The sequence below is a fragment of the Pseudomonas sp. BLCC-B112 genome (assembly GCF_028550695.1).
Lineage (GTDB): Bacteria > Pseudomonadota > Gammaproteobacteria > Pseudomonadales > Pseudomonadaceae > Aquipseudomonas > Aquipseudomonas danubii.
Genome location: NZ_JAQQGK010000018.1, coordinates 45,545 through 66,403 on the forward strand (window position 1 = coordinate 45,545; position 20,859 = coordinate 66,403).

The following is a 20,859-nucleotide window of genomic DNA, read 5'->3' on the forward strand; positions in this document are numbered from 1 at the left end:
CGACGCCCGTGGATTGTCCTGATGGACCGCGCCGGCAGGTTTAGCGTCTCCTCCGGAGCCGTTCGCAGCCTGCGGCAGCGGCTACACGAAGCCCTGCAATCCCTGCAATCTCTGCAACGCCTGTAGCCGCTGCCGAGCCTTGGGCGAGGCTGCGACAAGGGCCGCAGGACCTTCCAGCGATCCGAAGCCCCACGCGTTCATCGCGACCAACCCCAGGGCGGTGAATCGAGCCACGCGGGTTGTTCTGATAGACCGCATTGCCAGGTTTGGCGTCTCCTGCGTCGGAATGCCGCCCAAGCCGTTCGCAGCCTGCGGCAGCGGCTACAGACAAGCGCGAGAGCCTCGCCCAGCCAAAACCTACGACTTTGGTACTGCTTTTGCTGTCGATGGTCGCATTCACAAATGCACCCGCGCTGGCATGTAATGGGCCCATAACAAGAAGGACAACCCCCTTATGCCCCGTGCCCTGCAGACCCTGGCCCTGCTCTCGCTGAGCCTGACCCTGGGAATGGCCCAAGCCGAGACTCCACTGTTTTCCGCCGACGGCTATCGCACCCGCCTCTACCGCAGCCCGACACCCACCCAGGTAGAGGCTGCACAGATCATCGACACCCAAGGCTTGCAGGTCCTGCTCCAGCAGCAGCCCAAACCGCTGCTGATCGACGTCTATCGCCGGCAATGGCTGCAAGGCCGCTTCATCGACAGCGAGCCCCACGCCAACCTGCCCGGCAGCCACTGGCTGGCCAATACCGGCGACGGCGAGCTGAGCCCAGAGTGGCAGCAGTACTTCAGCCGCTACCTGCAACAGCTCAGCGCCGGTAATCGGCAACGACCGCTGGTCTTTTATTGCCGCGCCGATTGCTGGCTGAGCTGGAACGCGGTAAAACGCGCCGCAGCCCTGGGCTATACCTCCCTCTACTGGTATCGCGACGGCCTGGACGCCTGGGAGGCCGCCGGGCTGCCGGTGGTGGCGGCCCAGCCGGAAGCCTTTCCCTGAAGCCGCAAAAGCCCCCTGCACAATCACAATAACGAGGTGAAAGGCCATGTATAAAATTCTGATAGCCGACGATCACCCACTGTTTCGCGAAGCCATCCACAACGTCATCAGCGACGGATTTCCCGGCAGCGAGGTGATGGAAACCGCCGACCTGGACAGCGCCCTGGCCCTGACCCAGGAGCACGACGACCTGGACCTGATCCTGCTCGACCTGAACATGCCCGGCATGCACGGCCTCAACGGCCTGATCACCCTGCGCAACGAAGCGCCGACCATTCCGGTGGTGATCGTCTCCGCCGAGCAGGACAAGCAGATCGTGCTCCAGGCCATCACCTACGGCGCCGTCGGCTTCATCACCAAATCCTCGGCGCGCTCGCAGATGACCGACGCCATCGAACAGATCCTCAATGGCAACGTGTACCTGCCGCCGGACATCATCCGCACCCAGAAAAGCCAGCCGGGGCGGCGCAACAGCGAGACCCCAAGCTTTCCCCCGGAACTGCTGCAAGCCCTGACCCGCAAACAGCTCCTGGTACTGGAACGCATGACCAAGGGCGAGTCCAACAAACAGATCGCCTACACCCTGGACATTGCCGAAACCACAGTGAAGGCCCACGTCTCGGCGATTCTGCGCAAGCTCAACGTGCACAACCGGGTGCAAGCGATCCTCAGCGCCGGTGATATCGATTTCGGCGCCTACCTGCGCCGCTAACCCTCTGTAGCCGCTGCCGAGCCTTCGGCGAGGCTGCGACAAGGGCCGAAGGCCCTTCCAGCGATCTGAAGACCGGCGCATTCATTGCGACCAACGCCATGGCGGTGAATCGGGGCACGCGGGTTGTTCTGGTAGACCGCGTTGCCAGGGTTGGCGTCTCCTGCGGAGCCGGGCGCAGCCTGCGGCAGCGGCTACACAGGGGGCGTCAGCAGGTGGCTGATGGCGGTCTTGAGTTTCATCGGCCGCACCGGTTTGTGCATCAGGGTGTGGCCCAACTGCCGCAGTTGCTGTTTGAGCTCGTTGCTGTAGTTGGCGGTGATCATCATCGCCGGGATCGCCAGGGCGCGCCGGGCGTTGATTCGTGCCACGGCGTCGATGCCGTTCTGTTGCTGGTCCAGGTGATAGTCGGCGATCAATAGATCGGCCTCGGCGCGGTAGTCGTCCACCTGGCGCGCCAGGTCTTCTTCGGACAAGGCGGTGATCACCTGGCAGCCCCAGCCTTCGAGCAAGGTGCGCATGCCGGCGCAGATCGCCGCGTCGTTATCCAGCACCCAAATCCGCGCGCCGTGCAAACGCTCCAGCAGGACTTCCCCCAGTTCCGGGCGCGGCGCTGGCAAGGGCGCGCTGGCGCTGATGGGCACCTGCACGCTGAACACCGAACCGCGCCCCGGCCAGGAGCGCACGCCGATGCGGTGCCCGAGAATCCCGGCAATCTTTTCCACGATGGCCAGCCCGAGGCCCAGGCCGCGATCCTGGTCGGGGCGCTGTTCTTCGCCGCGCTTGAACTCCTGGAAGATTTCCTCCAGGCGTTCGGCGGCAATGCCCATACCGCTGTCCCAGACTTCGATCGACAGCCAGCGCCCCTGGCGCCGACAGCCCAGCACCACGCGACCCTGGCGGGTGTAGCGGATGGCGTTGCTCAACAGGTTGCGCAGAATCCGCGCCAGCAGCTGGATGTCGCTGCGCACCAGCGCCGAGCAGGCCACGAAGTGCAGTTCCAGGCCCTCGCTGCGGGCCACCTGGACGTACTCGGCGGCGAGGTTTTCCAGCAGTTCGCTCAAGGCAAAGGGCGCGATATCGGCCTTGATCACCCCGGCATCGAGCTTGGAAATGTCCACCAGGGTGCCCAGCAGGTTTTCCACATCCTCCAGGGAGTTGCTGACATTGCGCACCAGGGCGCTGCTGGCCTGGGGATCGCGCCGCTCCAGCAAGGCGCTGGTAAACAGCCGCGCGGCGTTCAGGGGTTGCAGCAGGTCATGGCTGACCGCGGCGAGGAACTTGGTCTTCGACAGGTTGGCCCGTTCGGCCTCGGCCTTGGCCTCGCGCAGCCGGGATTCGACCCGGCTGCGCTCTTCGATCTCGCGCAGCAGCTGCTGGTTGAGGGTGGTCAGTTCGGCGGTGCGTTCGCGCACCCGCAGCTCCAGGTTCTGGTAGGCCTGATGCAAGGCCTCGGCGGTGCGCCGGCGCTCGGTGATGTCGCGGATCAGCACGAAAATCCCCACCACTTCACCATTGGCCAGGCGGTTGGGCACGTAGGAGCGCAGCATGTAGCGCTCCTGGTTGTTGATGTTGGTTTCGGCGAATTCGAAGGTCACGCTCTCCCCGGCCAGGGCCCGTTCCACATAGCTTTCCAGGCGCTGGTAGTGCTGTTCGCTGTGCACCTCGCGCAGGCTCTGGCCAAGCATCACGCCGCGCGGCCAGCAGTACCATTCCTCGTAGACCTTGTTGGTGAACTCATACACCAGATCGGCATTCAGGTAGGCGATCAGCGCCGGTACATGGTCGGTGATCAGGCGAATCCAGCGCTCGCTTTCACTCAGGGCCTCAGCGTGCTGGTAACGCTCGGTGATGTCGGTGAAGGTGTTGACGAAGCCGCCGGTGGGCAGCGGATGGGTGCGAATCTCCAGCACCCGGCCATCGCTCAAACGCTGCTCGCATTCATGGATCACCCGGCCATTGCCGTCGCGGCTGGCGGGGGTCAGCAGGCTCAACTCGCTGTCGCCGATGACCTCGGCAAACAAGCGGTGCGCGGCCACCGGGGCCAACCCGCTAAGTTCAAGGAAGCGCCGGTTCCACAGTTCGAGGATGCCCTCGGCGTTGACCATGGCCACGCCCTGGGACAGGTTGTCCACCGCCCGTTGCAGCAGGTGGGATTTCTGCGCCACCGCCTGTTCCCGGCGCAGGGTTTCGCTGTGCTTGACCTCGGTGATGTCGGTGAACAGGATCACCCGCCCGCCTTCCCGGGTCGGCCGCTCGCTGACCTGCAACCAGCGGCCGTTTTGCAGGCGATACAGCAGTTGTTCGTCGCCGGCGCTGCGCGGTTCTTCGCTGAACAGCCCGGTGCTGGTCATCAGCCGGCGCACTTCCGAGAGGCGCATGCCGGCCATGATTCGTACCCGGCTGTGGCTCCAGAAGGCGCGGAAGCGGCTGTTGAACAGGACGATGCGCTGCTCCTGGTCGAACAGCACGAAGGCGTCGGAAATGCTCTCGATGGCGTCGATCAGGTGCTGGTGGGCCGTCTCGGCCCGCAGCCGCGCTTCGCTGAGCAAATGGTTGCCGGCCTTGAGCTCGGCCATGGCCTGGTTCAGGGCGTCGGTGCGTTCGCGCACCTGCTCGGCCAGCACCACCGAATGCTGGAACGCCGCGTAAGGGTCGTTGCCGCGGGTGATGCCCGATTCGACCCGTTCGATCAGCGCCTCGTTGATGCGCCGCAGCTTGCGGTTCTCGCGCTGCAGGTCATCGAGCTGCGCTTGCAGCTCAGCGGCGGGCCGGAGTTCGACTGCGGGCAATGGCGACCCCGGTGAAGGTCTGGTTGATGTGCATGCCATTGAACTGTTCTCCGTAGGTGTTGAAACCCATCACCCGCTGTTCCCGCAAAAAGGCCCCGATCTCATCCAGGCTGCCGCGATCCTCCAGCTCCAGGCGGCGCAAAAAGCAGTCGCAGCCAATGGTCAGCAACAGCCCGCCGAGGCGCTGCTGCAAGCCGTCGAACAGCTGTTGCAGGTTGGGCAGCAAGGGGCCGGGGGTCATGGCGGTGAGGACGATGCCGTTCTCCACCGCGCAGTAGAAACTCAGGCTCAGATCCGGGTGCACCTGCTGCACCGCGCGCACGTAGTAGTGCTGGTTGATGCGCACCGCCAGCGGGTGGGCGGCAAACACCCGGTGGTCGAGCTGCGCCAGGGGCACGCCGATCAGCCGCGCGTACTCCTCGGCGGCGGGCTCGGCGTTCAGTTCATAGACCCGGCGCGAGGCGCTGTCGGCCCCGGTGACCACCAGTTTTTCTTCCCGGGGCAGGATGTGGTGGGTGGTGAACACCTCGAAATCCAGCCAGGTGTTGACCAGCACCACCACCGCCGCGCCGCTGTGGAACTCGCCGCCGAAATACACGTGGGTGTGGGTCAGGTAGTTGTCATCGCCGGCCGAACCGCCGAAATGCGGAATGTCCCCCAGGGCCGCGCTGAGGGCGGCCAGGACCATTTCCTCACGGCTCGACAGGCCGTCCAGCAGGGTCAGGGCGAAGCTGTTGCCCTTGATCGGCGCCAGGGTGTTGCTGCGGCAGCGGCCCACCAGGCGTTCGACCATCTGCTGGGCGTCGATCAGGCTGAAGTGCTCCATCTGATCGATCAGCTCGGCGGCGATGGAAAAGTGTCGGTGATCGAAGCCGATGGCGGTCACGCAATTGCGCCCGTAGCCCAGGGGGGTGATCTCCCCGGCGCTGGTGCAACCCACCAGGGGGATGCCGCCAAAGCTCTGCTGCAGGGCCGGGCCGAGGGTCTGCAGGGGGTATTCGGCGGAACAGAAGAACAGCACGAAGCCCAGGTGCGGATGCAGCAACTGGCTGGCCAGGTCCTGGGCCACCTGCTGCGGATCGACGGCCTGGGACATGGCGCTGACCACGCCCTCGCTCTGGGCTTGCTGCATCGTCGCCTCCGGCGCGGGTTGTCTGAGCAATGAGTGTACGAAGCCGGCCCCGGGGGACGAATGCTACTTGGGTAGCGGGTAGCCGGTTCCATGGGCGTAGGGGCTGGCTTGCCAGCGAAGGCGTCGGCCGGTTTGGTGCAAGGCTGGCGGGCCACTTCGCCGGCATGCCGGCTCCTACGGGACATGCGGGAGATATGGGGAATGGAGGGGGCGCCGGCCCGGGCGCGATGCGCACGCCAGGGCCGGCGCTGGGGTTACCAGGTCAGTACGGCACCCACGGCGAAGGTGTCGGTGTTTTCGTTCTGCGCGGTGGTGTGGTGGCCGTCGATCTCGAACTGGTTGTACTCGGCCACCAGCTTGAGGTTGTCGTTGATGTCGTGGAACAGCGCCACGCCCCGGGTCTGGTAATCGGCGCCGCTGCCGACTACGCCGTTGCCGTCGTCCTTTGTCTTGCCGTAGGACAGCGCCAGGCGGTTCTTGCCCAGTTTGTACGAGCCCTGCAGCAGGTAGCCCTTGCTGTCGACATTGCGCAAGGTGGCCTCGCCGGCATTGTTGGTGAAGAACGGGTTGATGCCCTTGGCCTGGAACCCGGAACCGGTCAGGGACAACCCGCCCATCTTCGCCTGCAGGCCATAACCCAGGCCCTTGGAAGTCACTGACTGCACGCTGGGGTCGGTGTTGTCGGAGGTCTGGTAGCTGCCGTTGAGCCAGCTGTAGAACTTGGCCCCGCCCAGGTCGAACTGGTAGGTGATCTCGCTCTCGGTGCGCGGGTTCTTCTGGTAGGCCTTGCCCAGGGCGCTGCTGTCGTTGGTGTCCACCGGGTCGAGGATGCCCACCGCCACCCGCAGGCCGTCCATCACCGGGCTGCGGTAAGTGATCTGCGACGACGGAAAGGGATAGGGGTAACCGCTGCCGATGTTGCCGAACGACACCCCGCCGCCGTCCACCAGCCCCAGGCTGTCGCTGACCTGGCCGTACCCGGCAAGCATTTCATCGAGCAGGATGTTGGAACGGGCGAACAGGCCGAAGTCCTTGCCGATCAGCACCTCGCCCCACTCCGGGTTGGCCACGGTGCCGTAGAACTGGCGCACGTCGATGGCGGTGTCGGTGCCGTTGGTTTCGCTGTCGTTGATGGTCACCCAGAACGAGGCCCGGGCGCCGAGCTTGAGGTCGTCCACCTGCTTGCCCATGTTGAAGCCCAGGTAGTTGGGCAGAAAGCCCATCTTCACCCGCGCCTGGCGGCGGTCGTACTGCTCGCCGGCGCGGTCGACCTTGCTGTTGACGTAGAAGGCGTTGACGTAGCCGTCGGTGGAAAAGGTGGTCTGGTCCTTGTCGTACAGCATGATTTCGGCTTCGGCGACAGTGCCCAGGCCAAGGGTCGACAGGCCGACGAGCAGGGCCGGAATCAGAGGGTACTGGCAGTTCTTATTGTTATGCATGGCGCGCTCCGCAAACGGGGGACGAAATGTCGGAGGCGATTATCGAAACGCGCCAAGGCCGCCCATAGGCTGCCTTGGGGGCAAGTTCACGGTGCTTTGGAGGGGCTGGCAGGGAGCGGCAAATCCGATCCACGACCGGACCGCTACCGGCCCCCCTACCGGGAGTAGCACCAAGGGTCTATCGACCCCGGTGCCAAGGGATAAGGCCTTAAGCCTCGGCCGCCAACGCGCGCAGTCGCGCCAGCTCGGCGGCGGCCAGGGGAATGCCCTCTTGCAGGGATTTGGCCCGGGTGCGGTAGCGTCGGTCGCCGGGCATGCGCTCCAGGCCCACGGCCTGCATCTGCCGCACCAGCTCGCCGCTGCGCTGGGCAAAATGCCCGCCGCCCAGGTGGCTGGGGTCGATGACGATCAGCAGTTGCCCGGTCCAGGGTGTTTGCGCCCCCGGGTGTTGTGACCAGTCGAACTCGAAGGAGAAATTGCCGCCGGTCAGCGCCGCCGCCAACAGCTCAACCATCATCGACAACGCCGAGCCCTTGTGCCCGCCAAAGGGCAGCAAGGCGCCGCCGTCGAGAATCGCTGCCGGGTCGCAAGTGGGCTGGCCGTCGCGGTCCACCCCCATGCCCGGCGGCAACTGCTGGCCCTGGCGCTTGGCGATCTGCACATCGCCGTGGGCGATGGCGCTGGTGGCCAGGTCGAAGACGATGGGCTCGGCGCCCTCGCGGGGGGCGGCGAAGGCAATCGGGTTGGTGCCGAACAGCGGCCGCTGGGCGCCGTGGGGCACCACGCAGGTCATGCTGTTGACCAGGCTCAGGGCCACCAGGCCTTCTTCGGCGAAGGGCTCGACATCCGGCCACAGGGCGGCGAAGTGATGGGAATTACGAATCGCCAGCACCGCGATCCCGGCGCTGCGGGCCTTGCTCAACAGCAGCTCGCGGGCCGCCGCCAGGGCCGGCTGGGCAAAGCCGCCTGCGGCGTCCACCGCCACCACGCCGGGGGCCACATCCTCCACTTGCGGCACGGCCTGACCGTTGACCCAACCGCTGGCCAGGGACGACAGGTAACCGGGAATGCGGAACACCCCGTGGCTGTGGGAACCGTCGCGCTCGGCGCGGGCGCAGTTGTCGGCCAGCACCCAGGCCACCTCGGCAGAGGTGCCGTGGCGAAGAAAAATGCGTTGCAGCAAGTCGGTCAAGGCCGGCAGGTCGAGGTATTCGACATCAGCCTGCGCCGGGGTCGCGTGGTTCGCGTCGGTCATTGCAGCTCCATTGGAATTGTTATTGGAAGGTGCCTGACTATCGCGTCACGCCAGTTAACTGTCAAATGTTGACTTCATGACAGAAAACATTCATTTTCCGTTTCCAGCGGTCAATAAAAACCAGGAGCGGCCATGAGCCAGCCCATCAAACAACGCCTTGAAAGCAGCTTGTCCAGCGCCACCGCGTCGGGCCGGGCGATTGCCAGCTACATGCTGGCCAACCTCTACGAACTGCCCTTCCAGACCGCCGCCGACATCGCCGAAAAACTCGGTGTCAGCGAATCCAGCGTCGGCCGTTTCTGCCGCGCCATCGGCTACAGCCATTTCAAGGACCTGAAAAACGACCTGAAGAACGACCTCGGCGAAGGCCCGTGGCTGGTGGGCGACCGCCTGCAGGAATTTCGCCAGCAGCCCAACCCGGTGGCCCAGGGCCTGCCGCGCAGCTTCGAGCTGGAAGTCGGCGCGCTGGTCAAGGTCTACGAATACAGCCTGACCCCGGCCTGGCAGACCGTGGTCCAGCGCCTGGCCAGCCGGCGCCGGGTGTACGTGGCGGGGTTCCAGACCGAGCGCGGCATCGCCGCCTCCATGGTCCACCTGCTGCAATACCTGCGCGACGGCGTGCACCTGGTGGACGGCGCCGCCGGGCATTTCGCCGACGTGCTGCTCAGCCCCGCCGAAGACTGCGCCCTGGTGGTGTTCGAGGCCCGGCGCTACTCGCGCCACGCCCTGACCCTGTGCCACAAGGCCCGCGAGGCGGGGATTCCGGTGACCCTGGTCACCGACACCTTCTGCGACTGGGCCGAGCAGAACGCCGACGAGGTGTTCCGCGTGCCCACTGAATTCAACCTGTTCTGGGAGTCCACCGCGGCCATGCTGTCGCTGGTGCACCTGCTGGTCAACGAGGTGTGCAAGCACCTGGGACCCGAGGTGGAAAAACGCCTGGAAGCCACCGCTGCCCTGCATAACGAGTTTGTTGGTTACACATCGTCCGCCCGACCAAAACAATAAATAACCGAGGTGCTCCATGAACAACGTCCTTCGCTTCGCCGGCGCTTGCGCCCTGGTCATCGCCGCTTCCACGGCCCAGGCCGAAACCCTGAAGATCGCCACCGAAGGCGCCTACCCGCCCTTCAACTACGTGGACTCCAACAACCAGCTGCACGGCTTTGACGTGGACATCGCCAACGCCCTGTGCAAGCAGATGCAGGTCGAGTGCCAGATCGTCGCCCAGGACTGGGAAGGCATCATCCCGGCGCTGCTGGCGAAGAAATACGACGCCGTGGTGGCCTCGATGATCGCCACCGACGAGCGCAAGAAGAAGATCGCCTTCAGCAACCACTACTACCGCACCCCGCTGTCGGTGGCCGTGGCCAAGGACTCGGACATCACCGACGCCCAGACCAACTTCAAGGGCCGCACCGTGGGCGCCCAGGCCTCCTCAACCCAGGCCATCTACGCCGAGGACCACTACGGCCCGGCCGGCGCCGACGTGAAGTTCTACCCGACCCTGGACGAAGCCAACAGCGACCTGGCCGCCGGACGCGTGGACGGGGTGATTGCCGACAAATTCCCGCTGCTGGCCTGGGCTGAAAGCGCCGGCAAGGACTGCTGCAAGATCATCGGCGACGTCAACGGCACCACCGCCGACGCTTCCATCGCCGTGCGCAAAGAAGACAACGCCCTGCGCGAACGCCTGAACAAGGCCCTGGACGAGATCGTCGCCAACGGCACCTACAAGCAGATCTCCAGCCGCTACTTCGCCTTCGACATCTACTGACCGCCCGCCTTTGCCGCTGCCCTTGCCCCGCGCTCCCTTGAGCGCGGCGGCGCCCTGCACGGTTCAATTTTCCTGAGGGTTCGCGCATGTTCGAACAGCTGTCACTCCTGTCCTTTGCCAGCGGCGGCTGGGGCTCGGCCTTGCTCGCCGGGGCCCTGGTGACCATCGCCCTGGCGCTGGCCTGCGTGCCCATCGGCCTGCCCCTGGGCTTGCTGGTAGCCCTGGCCGCGCGCTCGAAAAACCGCTGGGCGCGGGCCTGGGCCACGACCTTTTCCACGGTGTTTCGCGGCCTGCCGGAGCTGTTGACCCTGCTGATCATCTACTACGGCTGCCAGATTGCCGCGCAGAAGATCCTCGGCGCCCTGGGCTACCCCGGTGAAGTGGCGATCAACACCTTCGTCGCCGCGATGATCGCCTTCAGCCTGGTGTTCGCCGCCTTCTCCAGCGAGATCTGGCTGGCCGCGTTCAAGACCCTGCCCAAGGGCCAGTACGAAGCCGCCCGCGCCCTGAGCCTGTCGCGCCGCACCACCTTCACCCGGGTGCTGCTGCCGCAACTGACGCGCATCGCCCTGCCGGGGCTTTCCAATAACTGGCTGTCGCTGCTCAAGGACACCTCCCTGGTGTCGACCATTTCCCTGGTGGACCTGATGCGCCAGACCAACCTCGCGGTCAGCGTGACCAAGGAACCCATGCTGTTCTACAGCGTGGCCTGCTTGGGCTACCTGTTCTTCTCGGCGCTGTCGGGGCACCTGTTCAGCTTTCTTGAACGGCGCTTCAACCGTGCGCAACGGAGCCTGCAACCATGAGCCTGGATGACCTGCTGAACCTGTTCCTCAACCAGGAACTGCTGGAACGCTACGGCCCGCGCTTTATCGACGGCCTACTGGTGACCGCCAAGCTGGTGGCGATTTCCTTCAGCCTGGGCGCCGTGCTCGGCCTGCTGATCGCCCTTGGGCGACTGTCCAGCAATCAGTTCCTGCGGCGTTTTACCGGGGCTTACGTGTATTTCTTCCGCGGCTCGCCGCTGCTGGCCCAGCTGTTCATGCTGTATTACGGCCTGGGCTCGTTCAAAGGCTTCTGGCAGGACGTGGGCCTGTGGTGGTTCTTCCGCGATGCGTGGTTCTGCACCCTGCTGGCCTTCACCCTGAACACCGCCGCCTACCAGGCGGAGATCCTGCGCGGCAGCCTGCTGGCCGTGGCCCAGGGCCAGCGCGAAGCCTGCAAGGCCCTGAGCCTGTCGCGCTGGACCGCGTTTCGCAAAGTGATACTGCCGCAGTCGCTGCTGATCGCCATCGGGCCACTGGGCAACGAGCTGATTTTGATGATCAAGGCCAGCGCCATCGCCTCCCTGGTGACCATCTACGACCTGATGGGGGTGACCAAGCTGGCCTTCTCCCGCAGCTTCGATTTCCAGATCTACCTGTGGGCTGCGGTGCTCTACCTGCTGATCGTCGAAGTGGTGCGGCGCAGCCTCAAATACCTGGAAGGCCGTCTGGGCCGGCACCTGAACTGAACCCTTTAGCGGGCCGCCGCGCGGCCACTGTCATAAGGACTGAAACATGCATTGCCAAACCCTCGTTCTGGGCGCCGGAATCGTCGGCGTCAGCAGCGCCCTGCACCTGCAGGCCCGCGGCCGCCAAGTAGTGCTGCTGGACCGCCAGCCCCCGGGCAACGGCACCAGCCACGGCAACGCCGGGCTGATCGAACGCGCCAGCGTGATTCCCTACGCCTTCCCCCGGGAAGTGACCAAGCTGGTGCGCTACGGCCTCAACCAGCAATCGGACGTGCGCTACAGCCTGCGCCACCTGCCCAAGGCCGGCCCCTGGCTGCTGCAATACTGGCGCCACTCCTCGCCCAAGGGCCTGGCCGCCGCCACCCGCGCCATGCTGCCGCTGATCGAACGCTGCGTGAGCGAACACCTGGCCCTGGCCCGCCCGGCCAACATGCTGGAGCTGATCGCCGACGGCGGCTGGCTCGAAGCCTTCAACGACCAGGAGGCCTTCGACTTCGCCCAACGCGCCGCCGCCGACCTGCGCGACTACCAGCTCAACTACCGGGTACTGGATCGCACTGCACTGCTGGCCCTGGAACCCGGCCTGCACCAAGACGTAGTCGGCGGCCTGCACTGGCTCGACCCCAAGACCGTCAGCGACCCCGGCGGCCTGACCCGCGGCTACGCCGAACTGTTCAAGCAGCGCGGCGGCCAATTCATCATCGGTGAAGCCCTGAGCCTGACTCAGATCGAAGGCGGCTGGCAGGTGCACAGCGAACTCGGCCCGATCACCGCCCAGGAAGTGGTGGTGGCGCTGGGCCCGCAAGCCAGCGGCATCTTCGAACCCCTGGGCTACCGCATCCCCCTGGCGATCAAGCGCGGCTACCACATGCACTACGCCGCCCTGCCCGGCACCCGCTTGCAGCACCCGATCCTCGACCCGGTGGGCGGCTACGTCCTGGCGCCGATGGTGGGCGGCATCCGCCTGACCACCGGCATCGAATTCGCCGACCCGGACGAGTCGATCAACGAAATCCAACTGCGCCGCTGCGAAGCCCTGGCCCGCCGCTTCTACCCCCTGGGCGAACGCCTCGATGCCGAACCCTGGCTGGGCCGCCGCCCGTGCCTGCCGGACATGTGCCCGGTGATCGGCCCGGCCCCGCGCCACCCCGGCCTGTGGTTCAACTTCGGCCACGCCCACCACGGCCTGACCCTGGGCCCGGTGAGCGGCCAACTGCTGGCGCAGCTGGTCACCGGCGAAACGCCCTTCACCGACCCCACCCCCTACCGCGCCGAGCGCTTCAACTGACCGACGGAGAACCGCCATGCAGACCCAGACCGCCCCGCTTTCCGCCGCCTCCCAAGCGCCCGTTCAGCCCATTGCCGACCCGCGTGAAGTGGTGATCGATATTGCCGGGCTGAACAAGTTCTACGGCGCCTTCCACGTATTGCACGACATCGACCTCAAGGTGCGCCAGGGCGAACGCATCGTCCTCTGCGGGCCTTCCGGCTCCGGCAAGTCCACCCTGATCCGCTGCATCAACCGCCTGGAAATCGCCGAAAAAGGCCGCATCCTGGTGGACCGCACCGACCTCTCGCAAAACACCCGCGAAGCCGCCCAGGTGCGCAGCCAAGTGGGCATGGTGTTCCAGCACTTCAACCTGTTCCCGCACATGAGCGTGCTGGACAACTGCACCCTGGCACCGATGACTGTGCGCGGGTTGTCGCGGAAAAAGGCTGAAGAACTGGCGCGGGGGTTTCTGGCCAAGGTGGGGATTGAGAACCAGGCGGATAAGTACCCGAGCCAGCTGTCTGGCGGGCAGCAACAGCGCGTGGCGATTGCCCGGGCGTTGTGCATGGAGCCGAAGATCATGTTGTTTGATGAACCGACTTCGGCGCTGGACCCGGAGATGGTGAGTGAGGTGTTGGATGTGATGGTGAAACTGGCCGGGAGTGGTATGACGATGTTGTGCGTGACCCATGAGATGGGGTTTGCACGGCAGGTGGCGGAGCGGGTGTTGTTTTTGGATGGGGGGCGGATTGTGGAGGATGCGCCGCCAGAGGCGTTTTTTGGCGCGCCGAAGAGTGAGAGGGCTAAGGCGTTTCTTGCGCAGATTGTGCATTGAGATAACAGCGCCGTAAGTTCGACGGCGCATGTTTGATTTTAGGACGAAGCCTCTATTTTTTGATAACAGGAAGTTAACGAAAGTTTTTAACAACCCGAAACGGCCAGCGACCTACTCCCTTAGACAAAGTATGGGAGTAGCTGTATTGCTCCCCCCAATACTGCACCAAGATTTATTGAGAAGCCGAATCACCGCGAGCAGTGACAGTGTGATATGTACCCGAGGAGTCAGACAAACAATAGTCTGTAGAAATAGGGAGCTCACGCACGACATTCGATGGACCACCAGCCGATTGCAACTCATACACCCCGACATGACACATTGTTGGGGAAAAATATGACTCTGACGTATAGTCGAACCGAATTTCATAGTCTTTCCTTGCTTGAGGAATAAAACTCGCGGCTGCCGGACTGCAACCCGATTTACCGGCTCCAAACCAGAGGGATGCAATAAATGTCTGCCCTGCGGGCATCACCAACTCATCATAGTATCCGTTGGTAGCGTTTATATTTTGCACTTTTTTTGAGCTCGGCATACCGATGACATTATTCTGATAATCCGACGGGTATCGCAAAGTGATCGAACTCAATTCTTCCTTTTTATGATTGCGCACAACGCGCCATCCCGGAGGAGGAACAATGCCACTTTTTTTACTGACATTGTAATATGTCTCACAGGTTTGCCCTACAACATAGCCTCCGTACACCGCTTGCCCAGAGAAAATACGAATTCGCGCCGTACTGGCAGGATCGTATTTTTGAGCTTCAACAACATTCTCTATGTTGACCTTGTTTGTTCCACATCCTGCCATGACCAATACAGTGGCAAGTAGTAATAAAGATCTCACCAACATCTCCTTATTTTTTCTTGATAAGCTTCCATATCTAAAAAAGCACCTACAGATTCGACTTTAATCAAGTTCGACCTGAAGGTGCGAGTGGCAAAACTACTCCAATGCTGATTCAAATGCCATTACCTATTCATCGGACCATCCCATAAGTACATATCCATTGCTGCGGGTGCTGCCACTTACGGTTTCGCTCTTACAGCGAGTTACTTTGGAAAAGCCCCAAAGTAACCAAAGGGCTCCTGCCCCTCCACTCGGTGCCTCGCCTAGGCTCGGCATGCCCGAACTCCGGCATTGATCCGTGGGCCGCCGCCCCAGGCCATCCATGGCCTGGGGCGGCTAACCCGGCATCCCTGCCGGGTTACCCACGGCTCAATGCCTGCGTTCGGCCATCGTGTCTAAGGGGGCAGGAAGATCAAAAGCAAGATCAAAAACAAAAAAGCAGTTATCTATGCGATTCGAGCCACAACCGACACTCAGTTTTATCGCTACCTAATAGCTCCAGAATCTACTAGCGGAAAAAGAAGGTGTTATAACGCAAAACCTAGAACATCCCCTAACTCATCCTTCACAAAAATGATCAAAAGGCTAGATTGACGAACGCTAAAAATTACGTACTACAACAATCACAACCGTCAGTAAACGACCGTGAACTACAGCTCTTAATATACAGCTATAAACTTGATCGTAAAACTCTGTTTTATGCTAGCCAAGCATGTGATAAAAAACCCACACTCTCCGCCAAACATATAAATCTCTCTTCACCAATCAAAATTCAACTATTTCATCTTCTCTCGCAAACCTCTTCTCAACAAGACTCTTCCTTACTTTTGTGACATCAGAAGTATAAATCACATGGACTAGACTACTCTTGGCTCGTGTGGATGTGACATAGAACAGTCGCCGGGTACGTTCCAAACCAGTTTCTTCGCCTGCTTCACGTTTTTTTTGACTGTCTCGAGAAAGCTCTTTCGCGCCAAAATACTGTTCGTAAGAAAACAAGAACCCACCTGCTTCATCATCATCCATAACAACCATTACACGCTCAAACTCATTACCCTTCACGCCCTGATGAGTTCGAAATATTGAGTTTCCATCAGTATAATTTTTATAGTTTTTAATTTGAAAGAAATTCGTCTCCAAAGCTTCAGCCCAAGCGGCAATTTCACTATCATCCTGCTCTAACGTTTCCACTTCAAACTCAGACGTAACTCTCGTTTGGCTTGGCCCACTTTCTTCAGGCAGAATCACAAACGACTGCAACTTCACAGGAATTCTCAGCAACTTATGCTTAGCAAGTACTTCGAGAACTTCGCGAAAGCTTACTTTTTCATTTGAAACCACATCTCTAAACATATGTTCTGCGGCTCGGGCAATCGCAAGCGGATCATCTTTATTAGCAGCAAGCAGGCTGGCTTCCAAAAGCGGCGACTCTGTTGCTCTTAAGATAGACATCAACTCAGCTCGCTGTTTATTTATGCTCGCCTCAGCCATAGGAAAAACAATATCAGAAAAAAAGTTCAGCTCTGAATTTTTACCTTCAGATATTCGATCTTTAATTGTTATTGACTTTGAAAGCTTTTCCCAAAGTTCATCAAAACCAAGACGACGACCAGCCATTTTATGTTCAAGAAGCAAAATAGCGGTTTCTTTAGATTGGGTATCTCTCCAGCCAGAATCACACGTTATTTCTGCCATAACCTCACGAATTTTCGCTTCGACTTCATCTTTATCTGGAATACTGTGGGGCAGTAAAAAATACCGTACATAACCCTCTACAGCTCCATTGCGAGCATACTGTTTGCGTTTATCATCTTCACTACGAATTTGATTACCTAAACCCACAATACGCCGTGCAGAGCGATGGTTCATTTTTTTGTCGAACGTTATCCAGGCATTTGGCTTACTCCTTCCCAACAAGGGTTCCCCCCCTCCAAAGATCCGTTGCATAGTATCTCCAAACAAACCGATAACAACACTATCCGACTTGGAGTCTTGCAGCTCAAAAAACGCATTAATCACTTCCTTATTAGTATCCTGACTCTCATCGATGAATATAAAAGGAAACTTATTTATTATTATTTCCACCATCATCGGCTTGGTAGATAAAAAATTAGAGAAAATCTTTAAAACATCCACATGTGACAGCGCATTTTTAGAGGAATTAACCCCGTTTGGATCGTAAACAAATGAACGCACCTCCGCTAACCACTCCATCTTTTCAATTAGACGGTTAATAGTCTTTTTTCGAGCATCAGAAGCCTTTCCAGCACGCCCTCGCCTCTCCTCCTCTTGAATCTTCTCAAGTTCAAGCGGAATAGTTTCCAAATACCACTTACGAATATCCTCATTAAATCCGGTAATGGCCGCCCAACAAAAACTATGGATAGTCGAGACCGCAAAGACTGGACTTTGCTCAATGCGATCTACGATCTCGTTTGCTGCGTTATTCGTAAAAGTTAAAACTGCAACTTTCTTTCCCTGGCGATAAAATGCATCGACGTACATAGCTTTCAGATAATCAAGAGCTCCCTTCAAGGAATAGGTTTTACCCGCCCCCGCGCCAGCGAAGGTAATAAAACTCTTCCCTGAACCTACTCTAAGGCACTCTTTTATACCGCTATCAACTTCATTATCATGATCGACAGGCTTGGTTTCCGCCAAGTAAAACTCTTCTGACATAAGTCCTCCCACTAAATCTTAGGCATAAGCTGAGTTTCCAACCATTTAAGACCTTCACTCATGTACTCCGGGGGAGTTAACTTATTTATCTTTTCACCAGCGAGATAAAAAAGACAGCCGAAAGCAAAGTCCCCTTTTTTCAAACCTTGCACGTAATTATAAAGTGACTCCGACAATGATGTACCGGTATTATCAAATCCGAATTTTGCTTCTTTTATTTTGGCTTTTTCTTGAAAAAAAACACATTCTAAATTCGCCAAAATCAATGCATCTTCAAAAGTTCTTGATAAAATTTCCTTCCCGGAAATCCACGTTGGCTTTTGGTAGGCAACATAGAGCGGCATACCCTGGCTTTTTGTAGAATGTTCCGCTTTAGGTAAGCTCACCAAATCATCCAACGCTTCCTTTTTTGGGTACCACTCCTTTAATGTGTCATTATTAGTCTTTTGATCTACGCCCTTTTGCGGAAAACAAGACTTTCCTTCTCCATCAACAGAGTCAATATCTGTCAGCACTAAAGTAGCCACACCAAGCTTCTCAACTAAATCTCTGTACTTGTGCGTATGCGCTCCACTCACTTCAAGTATAGAGATGTACCGATTTGACAAATTTGGAAAGCTATTGGAAATAAATTCAGGAACTAGAAGACGCTCTGCTTGCCCTTCAACAAATATAACCCCGTCTGCAAAAAAAATATCGCAATGGGTTAGCTTTAAGTGCTTACTTACAAAAAGAAGCTCATCTTTCGCATTTGCAAAAAGCTCTGACATATTTGCAATCGATGTATAATCCATTGCAATTAATACATCCGCATCATTTCGACGAAAGTAACGTAAATCCTTGAAATTAACATCGTTAATAATATGACTAGAATGCGTACTAATCACAAGCTGTGTCTGATACTCAGGCCTGTCCTCCTTGGTACTTTTATCACGTAATTCTGGATGATTTCGGAGAGTATCATAAGCTTTAGATACGAACACGCGCTGGACTTGAGCATGAAGGTTAACTTCTGGCTCCTCAAGCAAGACCAAATGAATTGGTTCAATTTGCTCTTCAGTGCTATTACTCGAAAAAGCCGACTTACCAACACGCATCCATTTATCACGAAACTCTAGAAGCCTAAAAGTTAGATATATAAGATTTTGATAGCCAAGCCCCAAGTAACTTTCAGGAAGAAACTCTTCTTCTTTTTCATCAAAACGATATCGAACTGAGGAGGCTTTTTGCAAAGCATCTACACCGCTAATTCTCGCGGCGATTTCGACTGTTGGATTGCCGCCAATTCCGGGGTACCCCATCCCTTTCAGTTCATCAAAAGGTGCCTTAAACTGTTTATTTAGCCTAATAGTAAATCCATTTTCTAAATTCTGCTGTTGTCGCAAAACTTCAATATCTTCCACCCCAGGAAAATCTTCCGGATTCAAAATCCGATCATAATACTCACGAAGCAATTTATTTAGCCGTTGCTTTTCTGAGTACGGCCCACTCTGATCTAATCCATCCTCAGCGCCCAATCCGCGCTGTTCAGATATAACGTCGACTCGAACTAACTTCTTCAACACCTCTGCTTTTATAGGCTGCAACACTTCGGCCCCTGCAAGACCTAACCCCTTACTCAAGATATAATAACCTTGCTTAATGTACTTGCTAAAATTCCGACCTTTCTCCAAAAAATCACATAAATCTTTAGGCCAAAGACTTATTTCATTTTCACGACCAGACACTACATTTTTCGCATCAACGTACTCACGAAAAAGCTTAAAAACGTCAGTAGCCTCGTAAGTTATCCGAACCAATAGAGTTCCACCTTTCCACTCCAAGTCAGGGAGGATGTCGCGAACTTTGTACGCCTCACTCGTCTCAGCAGTGATCTCGATATCTAAACTCGGAAGCAAACTGACAAGCTCATCAGATAGCGTCTGTTTCTCCTCACTGGCAGGAAACTTTTTTTCAGCTTGCTCACCCAGCCTTTGGATCCCCTTCCACCTTCGCCTCGATATATCTCGAATCTTTAAATTATCCGGGCTTTTCAAAAATGTATGTAACGCTCCTATACATGACGTCTTTCCGCTATTATTGGCACCGACAAGAACAGTTGTTTTATCATCAAGCACCAAGGTTACGTCGGCTAGCCGCCGATAGTTCCTCAAAGTAAAGGAAGTTATTCTCATACAACAAAACCTCAATAGTAGAGACTGAAATTTCGAAAGCACACCCTTATTATTCCGAGCAAAAACCAACAAAAAAGTTGTCCCTTCCTAGGCATTGGCGTAACTTCCCTTTCTATTGCATCACCTTCAGCACAAATTTATTTACCACATAAAATTTGGAGCATACATAAAATCTCAAAAAACACGTTCTAAAACTATGCACACCCTTTTAACAGGGCATTTCGATGCTATTGGTGAACTCTCGTTGATATTCTTTAAATGAAAACAGGGAGGAAGATAACTGGCGTCCTGCCTGCGGGGTGCGTCATCGCATTGGTGAACGCTAGCCCACAGCTACCTTGACCACAACCATTTTTATGGCTAATTGCCACCCAAATATGAGTTTGCAATCACGCCTCACAGGATTAGAGCTTGCCTGTCATGATCAATCCCGTAGTTAGGTTGTAATGCCAGAGCTACGGACGCGCCATTGCAAATCTAGCCAACGCCATTTGTGCCCGGCTGTAGCAGAAAACTGACAGATTGACTTTCTGCCTACAAACCATTCGCTTCTGGCAGATTTCTACTGGTGACAACTAGCTTCTGGCATATGGAGTTTTTCCATATCTGTCTGTAACACACGAGGGCACTCAAACCTCATCCACACCTGCCGTAGCCTGTTACTTCCACGAAACACCACCTCAAACATCCACGCCAATACACCGTTGCACCACTCACGCTCCCCCCCTATAGTTCGCCCTTCGCGGCAAAATCCGCGAATGACCTTGGCCGGTCGAATTACAACGCAGCATCAGCGTCCACAACACCTTTGCAGTCGCCTTTCCGGTGCCAGCGACAGGATGTGATGACGGCTATGCGCAGTGATTCTCCGGTCGTCATATGCGCGCACAGCGGTCATTTTCTTCGTCGTCTGCAACCCAGGTGATTGCTCCCTGCACAGGAGCTGTACCGATGATTGACCAGCCACTCTCGCGCTTTACCGCCGTCGACACCCACGACGCTAACCAAGCCGTTTTCTACCTCGACACCCAAGCCTCTCTGAGCGATCTGGCCAGCAGTGCGGCCCATCGTTTCACCGTGGTGCGGGATCTGATGGACACGCTGTCCACGCTTAACCTGAAAGACATTGCCGACTGCGATCTGACGCGGGTCACCCGAGGGGTACATCTGCTCACCCGGGAGGGTTGCGCGGTGCTGGAGGTGATTCAGTGGCGAACGGAGCAAGAGTCCGAAACGCCATTGAACTCAACAAGCGCGTAAAACGCGCATGGCTTTGCTTTGGCTTTTGATCTGGCTTTTTGCTTTTGATCTTCCTGCCCCCTTAACCACGATGGCCGAACGCAGGCATTGATCCGTGGGCAACCCGGCAGGACGCCGGGTTAGCCGCCCCAGGCCATGGATGGCCTGTGGCGGCGGCCCACGGATCAATGCCGGAGT

Annotated in this window: 16 protein-coding genes; 9 read left to right on the forward strand and 7 right to left on the reverse strand. The window is 58.2% G+C overall.

The features are described from left to right. Positions 1 to 454 precede the first annotated feature (454 nt). Together PQT43_RS30290 and PQT43_RS30295 are read left to right on the forward strand one after the other, a co-directional pair. Positions 455 to 997, forward strand: a complete 543-nt coding sequence (locus tag PQT43_RS30290; RefSeq protein ID WP_272755476.1) for a PQQ-dependent catabolism-associated CXXCW motif protein — start codon at positions 455 to 457, stop codon at positions 995 to 997. A 46-nt stretch (positions 998 to 1,043) separates the two neighbouring features. Further along, positions 1,044 to 1,709 carry a response regulator transcription factor gene (locus PQT43_RS30295; RefSeq protein WP_102880312.1) on the forward strand — a complete coding sequence of 222 codons (666 nt, stop codon included), beginning with the start codon at positions 1,044 to 1,046 and terminating at the stop codon, positions 1,707 to 1,709. A gap of 191 nt (positions 1,710 to 1,900) precedes the next feature. Here the strand turns inward: PQT43_RS30295 and nahK are convergent, their stop codons facing one another. The 4 genes from nahK to PQT43_RS30315 all read right to left on the reverse strand — a co-directional run bounded on the left by nahK (position 1,901) and on the right by PQT43_RS30315 (position 8,324). After that, on the reverse strand, positions 1,901 to 4,537 hold the full coding sequence (nahK, locus tag PQT43_RS30300) for a hybrid sensor histidine kinase/response regulator NahK/ErcS' (protein ID WP_267269744.1): 2,637 nt from the start codon (positions 4,535 to 4,537) through the stop codon (positions 1,901 to 1,903). Further along, entirely contained in the window at positions 4,467 to 5,630 is a 1,164-nt protein-coding gene (gene nosP / locus PQT43_RS30305; protein WP_267269743.1) for a nitric oxide-sensing protein NosP, read from the reverse strand. The genes nahK and nosP overlap by 71 nt, the downstream gene beginning before the upstream one ends. A 254-nt stretch (positions 5,631 to 5,884) precedes the next feature. Further along, on the reverse strand, positions 5,885 to 7,069 hold the full coding sequence (locus PQT43_RS30310) for a porin (RefSeq protein ID WP_272755478.1): 1,185 nt from the start codon (positions 7,067 to 7,069) through the stop codon (positions 5,885 to 5,887). A 208-nt stretch (positions 7,070 to 7,277) separates the two neighbouring features. Continuing rightward, entirely contained in the window at positions 7,278 to 8,324 is a 1,047-nt protein-coding gene (locus tag PQT43_RS30315; RefSeq protein WP_272755479.1) for an Ldh family oxidoreductase, read from the reverse strand. Between the two features lie 132 nt (positions 8,325 to 8,456). Here PQT43_RS30315 and PQT43_RS30320 point away from each other — a divergent pair, with 132 nt between their 5' ends. The 6 genes from PQT43_RS30320 to PQT43_RS30345 all read left to right on the forward strand — a co-directional run bounded on the left by PQT43_RS30320 (position 8,457) and on the right by PQT43_RS30345 (position 13,719). Beyond that, a complete protein-coding gene (locus PQT43_RS30320) occupies positions 8,457 to 9,332 on the forward strand; it encodes a MurR/RpiR family transcriptional regulator (RefSeq protein WP_272755480.1) in 876 nt (291 codons plus the stop codon). A 16-nt stretch (positions 9,333 to 9,348) separates the two neighbouring features. After that, a complete protein-coding gene (locus tag PQT43_RS30325) occupies positions 9,349 to 10,101 on the forward strand; it encodes a transporter substrate-binding domain-containing protein (protein WP_047285526.1) in 753 nt (250 codons plus the stop codon). Between the two features lie 86 nt (positions 10,102 to 10,187). Further along, entirely contained in the window at positions 10,188 to 10,907 is a 720-nt protein-coding gene (locus PQT43_RS30330) for an ABC transporter permease (RefSeq protein ID WP_253085764.1), read from the forward strand. After that, on the forward strand, positions 10,904 to 11,614 hold the full coding sequence (locus PQT43_RS30335; RefSeq protein ID WP_016962591.1) for an ABC transporter permease: 711 nt from the start codon (positions 10,904 to 10,906) through the stop codon (positions 11,612 to 11,614). Before PQT43_RS30330 ends, PQT43_RS30335 begins: the two co-directional genes overlap by 4 nt. Before the next feature lie 46 nt (positions 11,615 to 11,660). Beyond that, the gene (locus tag PQT43_RS30340) at positions 11,661 to 12,902 is read left to right on the forward strand and encodes an NAD(P)/FAD-dependent oxidoreductase (protein WP_253085763.1); all 1,242 of its coding nucleotides are present in this window, start codon (positions 11,661 to 11,663) and stop codon (positions 12,900 to 12,902) included. A gap of 16 nt (positions 12,903 to 12,918) precedes the next feature. After that, positions 12,919 to 13,719 (forward strand): amino acid ABC transporter ATP-binding protein, encoded by an 801-nt coding sequence (locus PQT43_RS30345; RefSeq protein ID WP_263011005.1) that lies wholly within the window; start codon positions 12,919 to 12,921, stop codon positions 13,717 to 13,719. Positions 13,720 to 13,891: 172 nt separating this feature from the next. On the opposite strand, the gene PQT43_RS30350 is transcribed toward PQT43_RS30345, so the two are convergent. The 3 genes from PQT43_RS30350 to PQT43_RS30360 all read right to left on the reverse strand — a co-directional run bounded on the left by PQT43_RS30350 (position 13,892) and on the right by PQT43_RS30360 (position 19,422). Then, positions 13,892 to 14,566 carry a hypothetical protein gene (locus tag PQT43_RS30350; RefSeq protein ID WP_272755482.1) on the reverse strand — a complete coding sequence of 225 codons (675 nt, stop codon included), beginning with the start codon at positions 14,564 to 14,566 and terminating at the stop codon, positions 13,892 to 13,894. A gap of 768 nt (positions 14,567 to 15,334) precedes the next feature. After that, positions 15,335 to 17,248: a UvrD-helicase domain-containing protein gene (locus tag PQT43_RS30355; RefSeq protein ID WP_253085761.1), complete on the reverse strand. Its 1,914-nt coding sequence runs from the start codon at positions 17,246 to 17,248 to the stop codon at positions 15,335 to 15,337. 11 nt (positions 17,249 to 17,259) lie between these two features. After that, positions 17,260 to 19,422 carry an ATP-dependent nuclease gene (locus tag PQT43_RS30360; RefSeq protein ID WP_253085760.1) on the reverse strand — a complete coding sequence of 721 codons (2,163 nt, stop codon included), beginning with the start codon at positions 19,420 to 19,422 and terminating at the stop codon, positions 17,260 to 17,262. Positions 19,423 to 20,373: 951 nt separating this feature from the next. Between PQT43_RS30360 and PQT43_RS30365 the strand changes: the two genes are divergently transcribed. After that, positions 20,374 to 20,682 (forward strand): hypothetical protein, encoded by a 309-nt coding sequence (locus tag PQT43_RS30365; RefSeq protein ID WP_265074539.1) that lies wholly within the window; start codon positions 20,374 to 20,376, stop codon positions 20,680 to 20,682. Positions 20,683 to 20,859 lie beyond the last annotated feature (177 nt).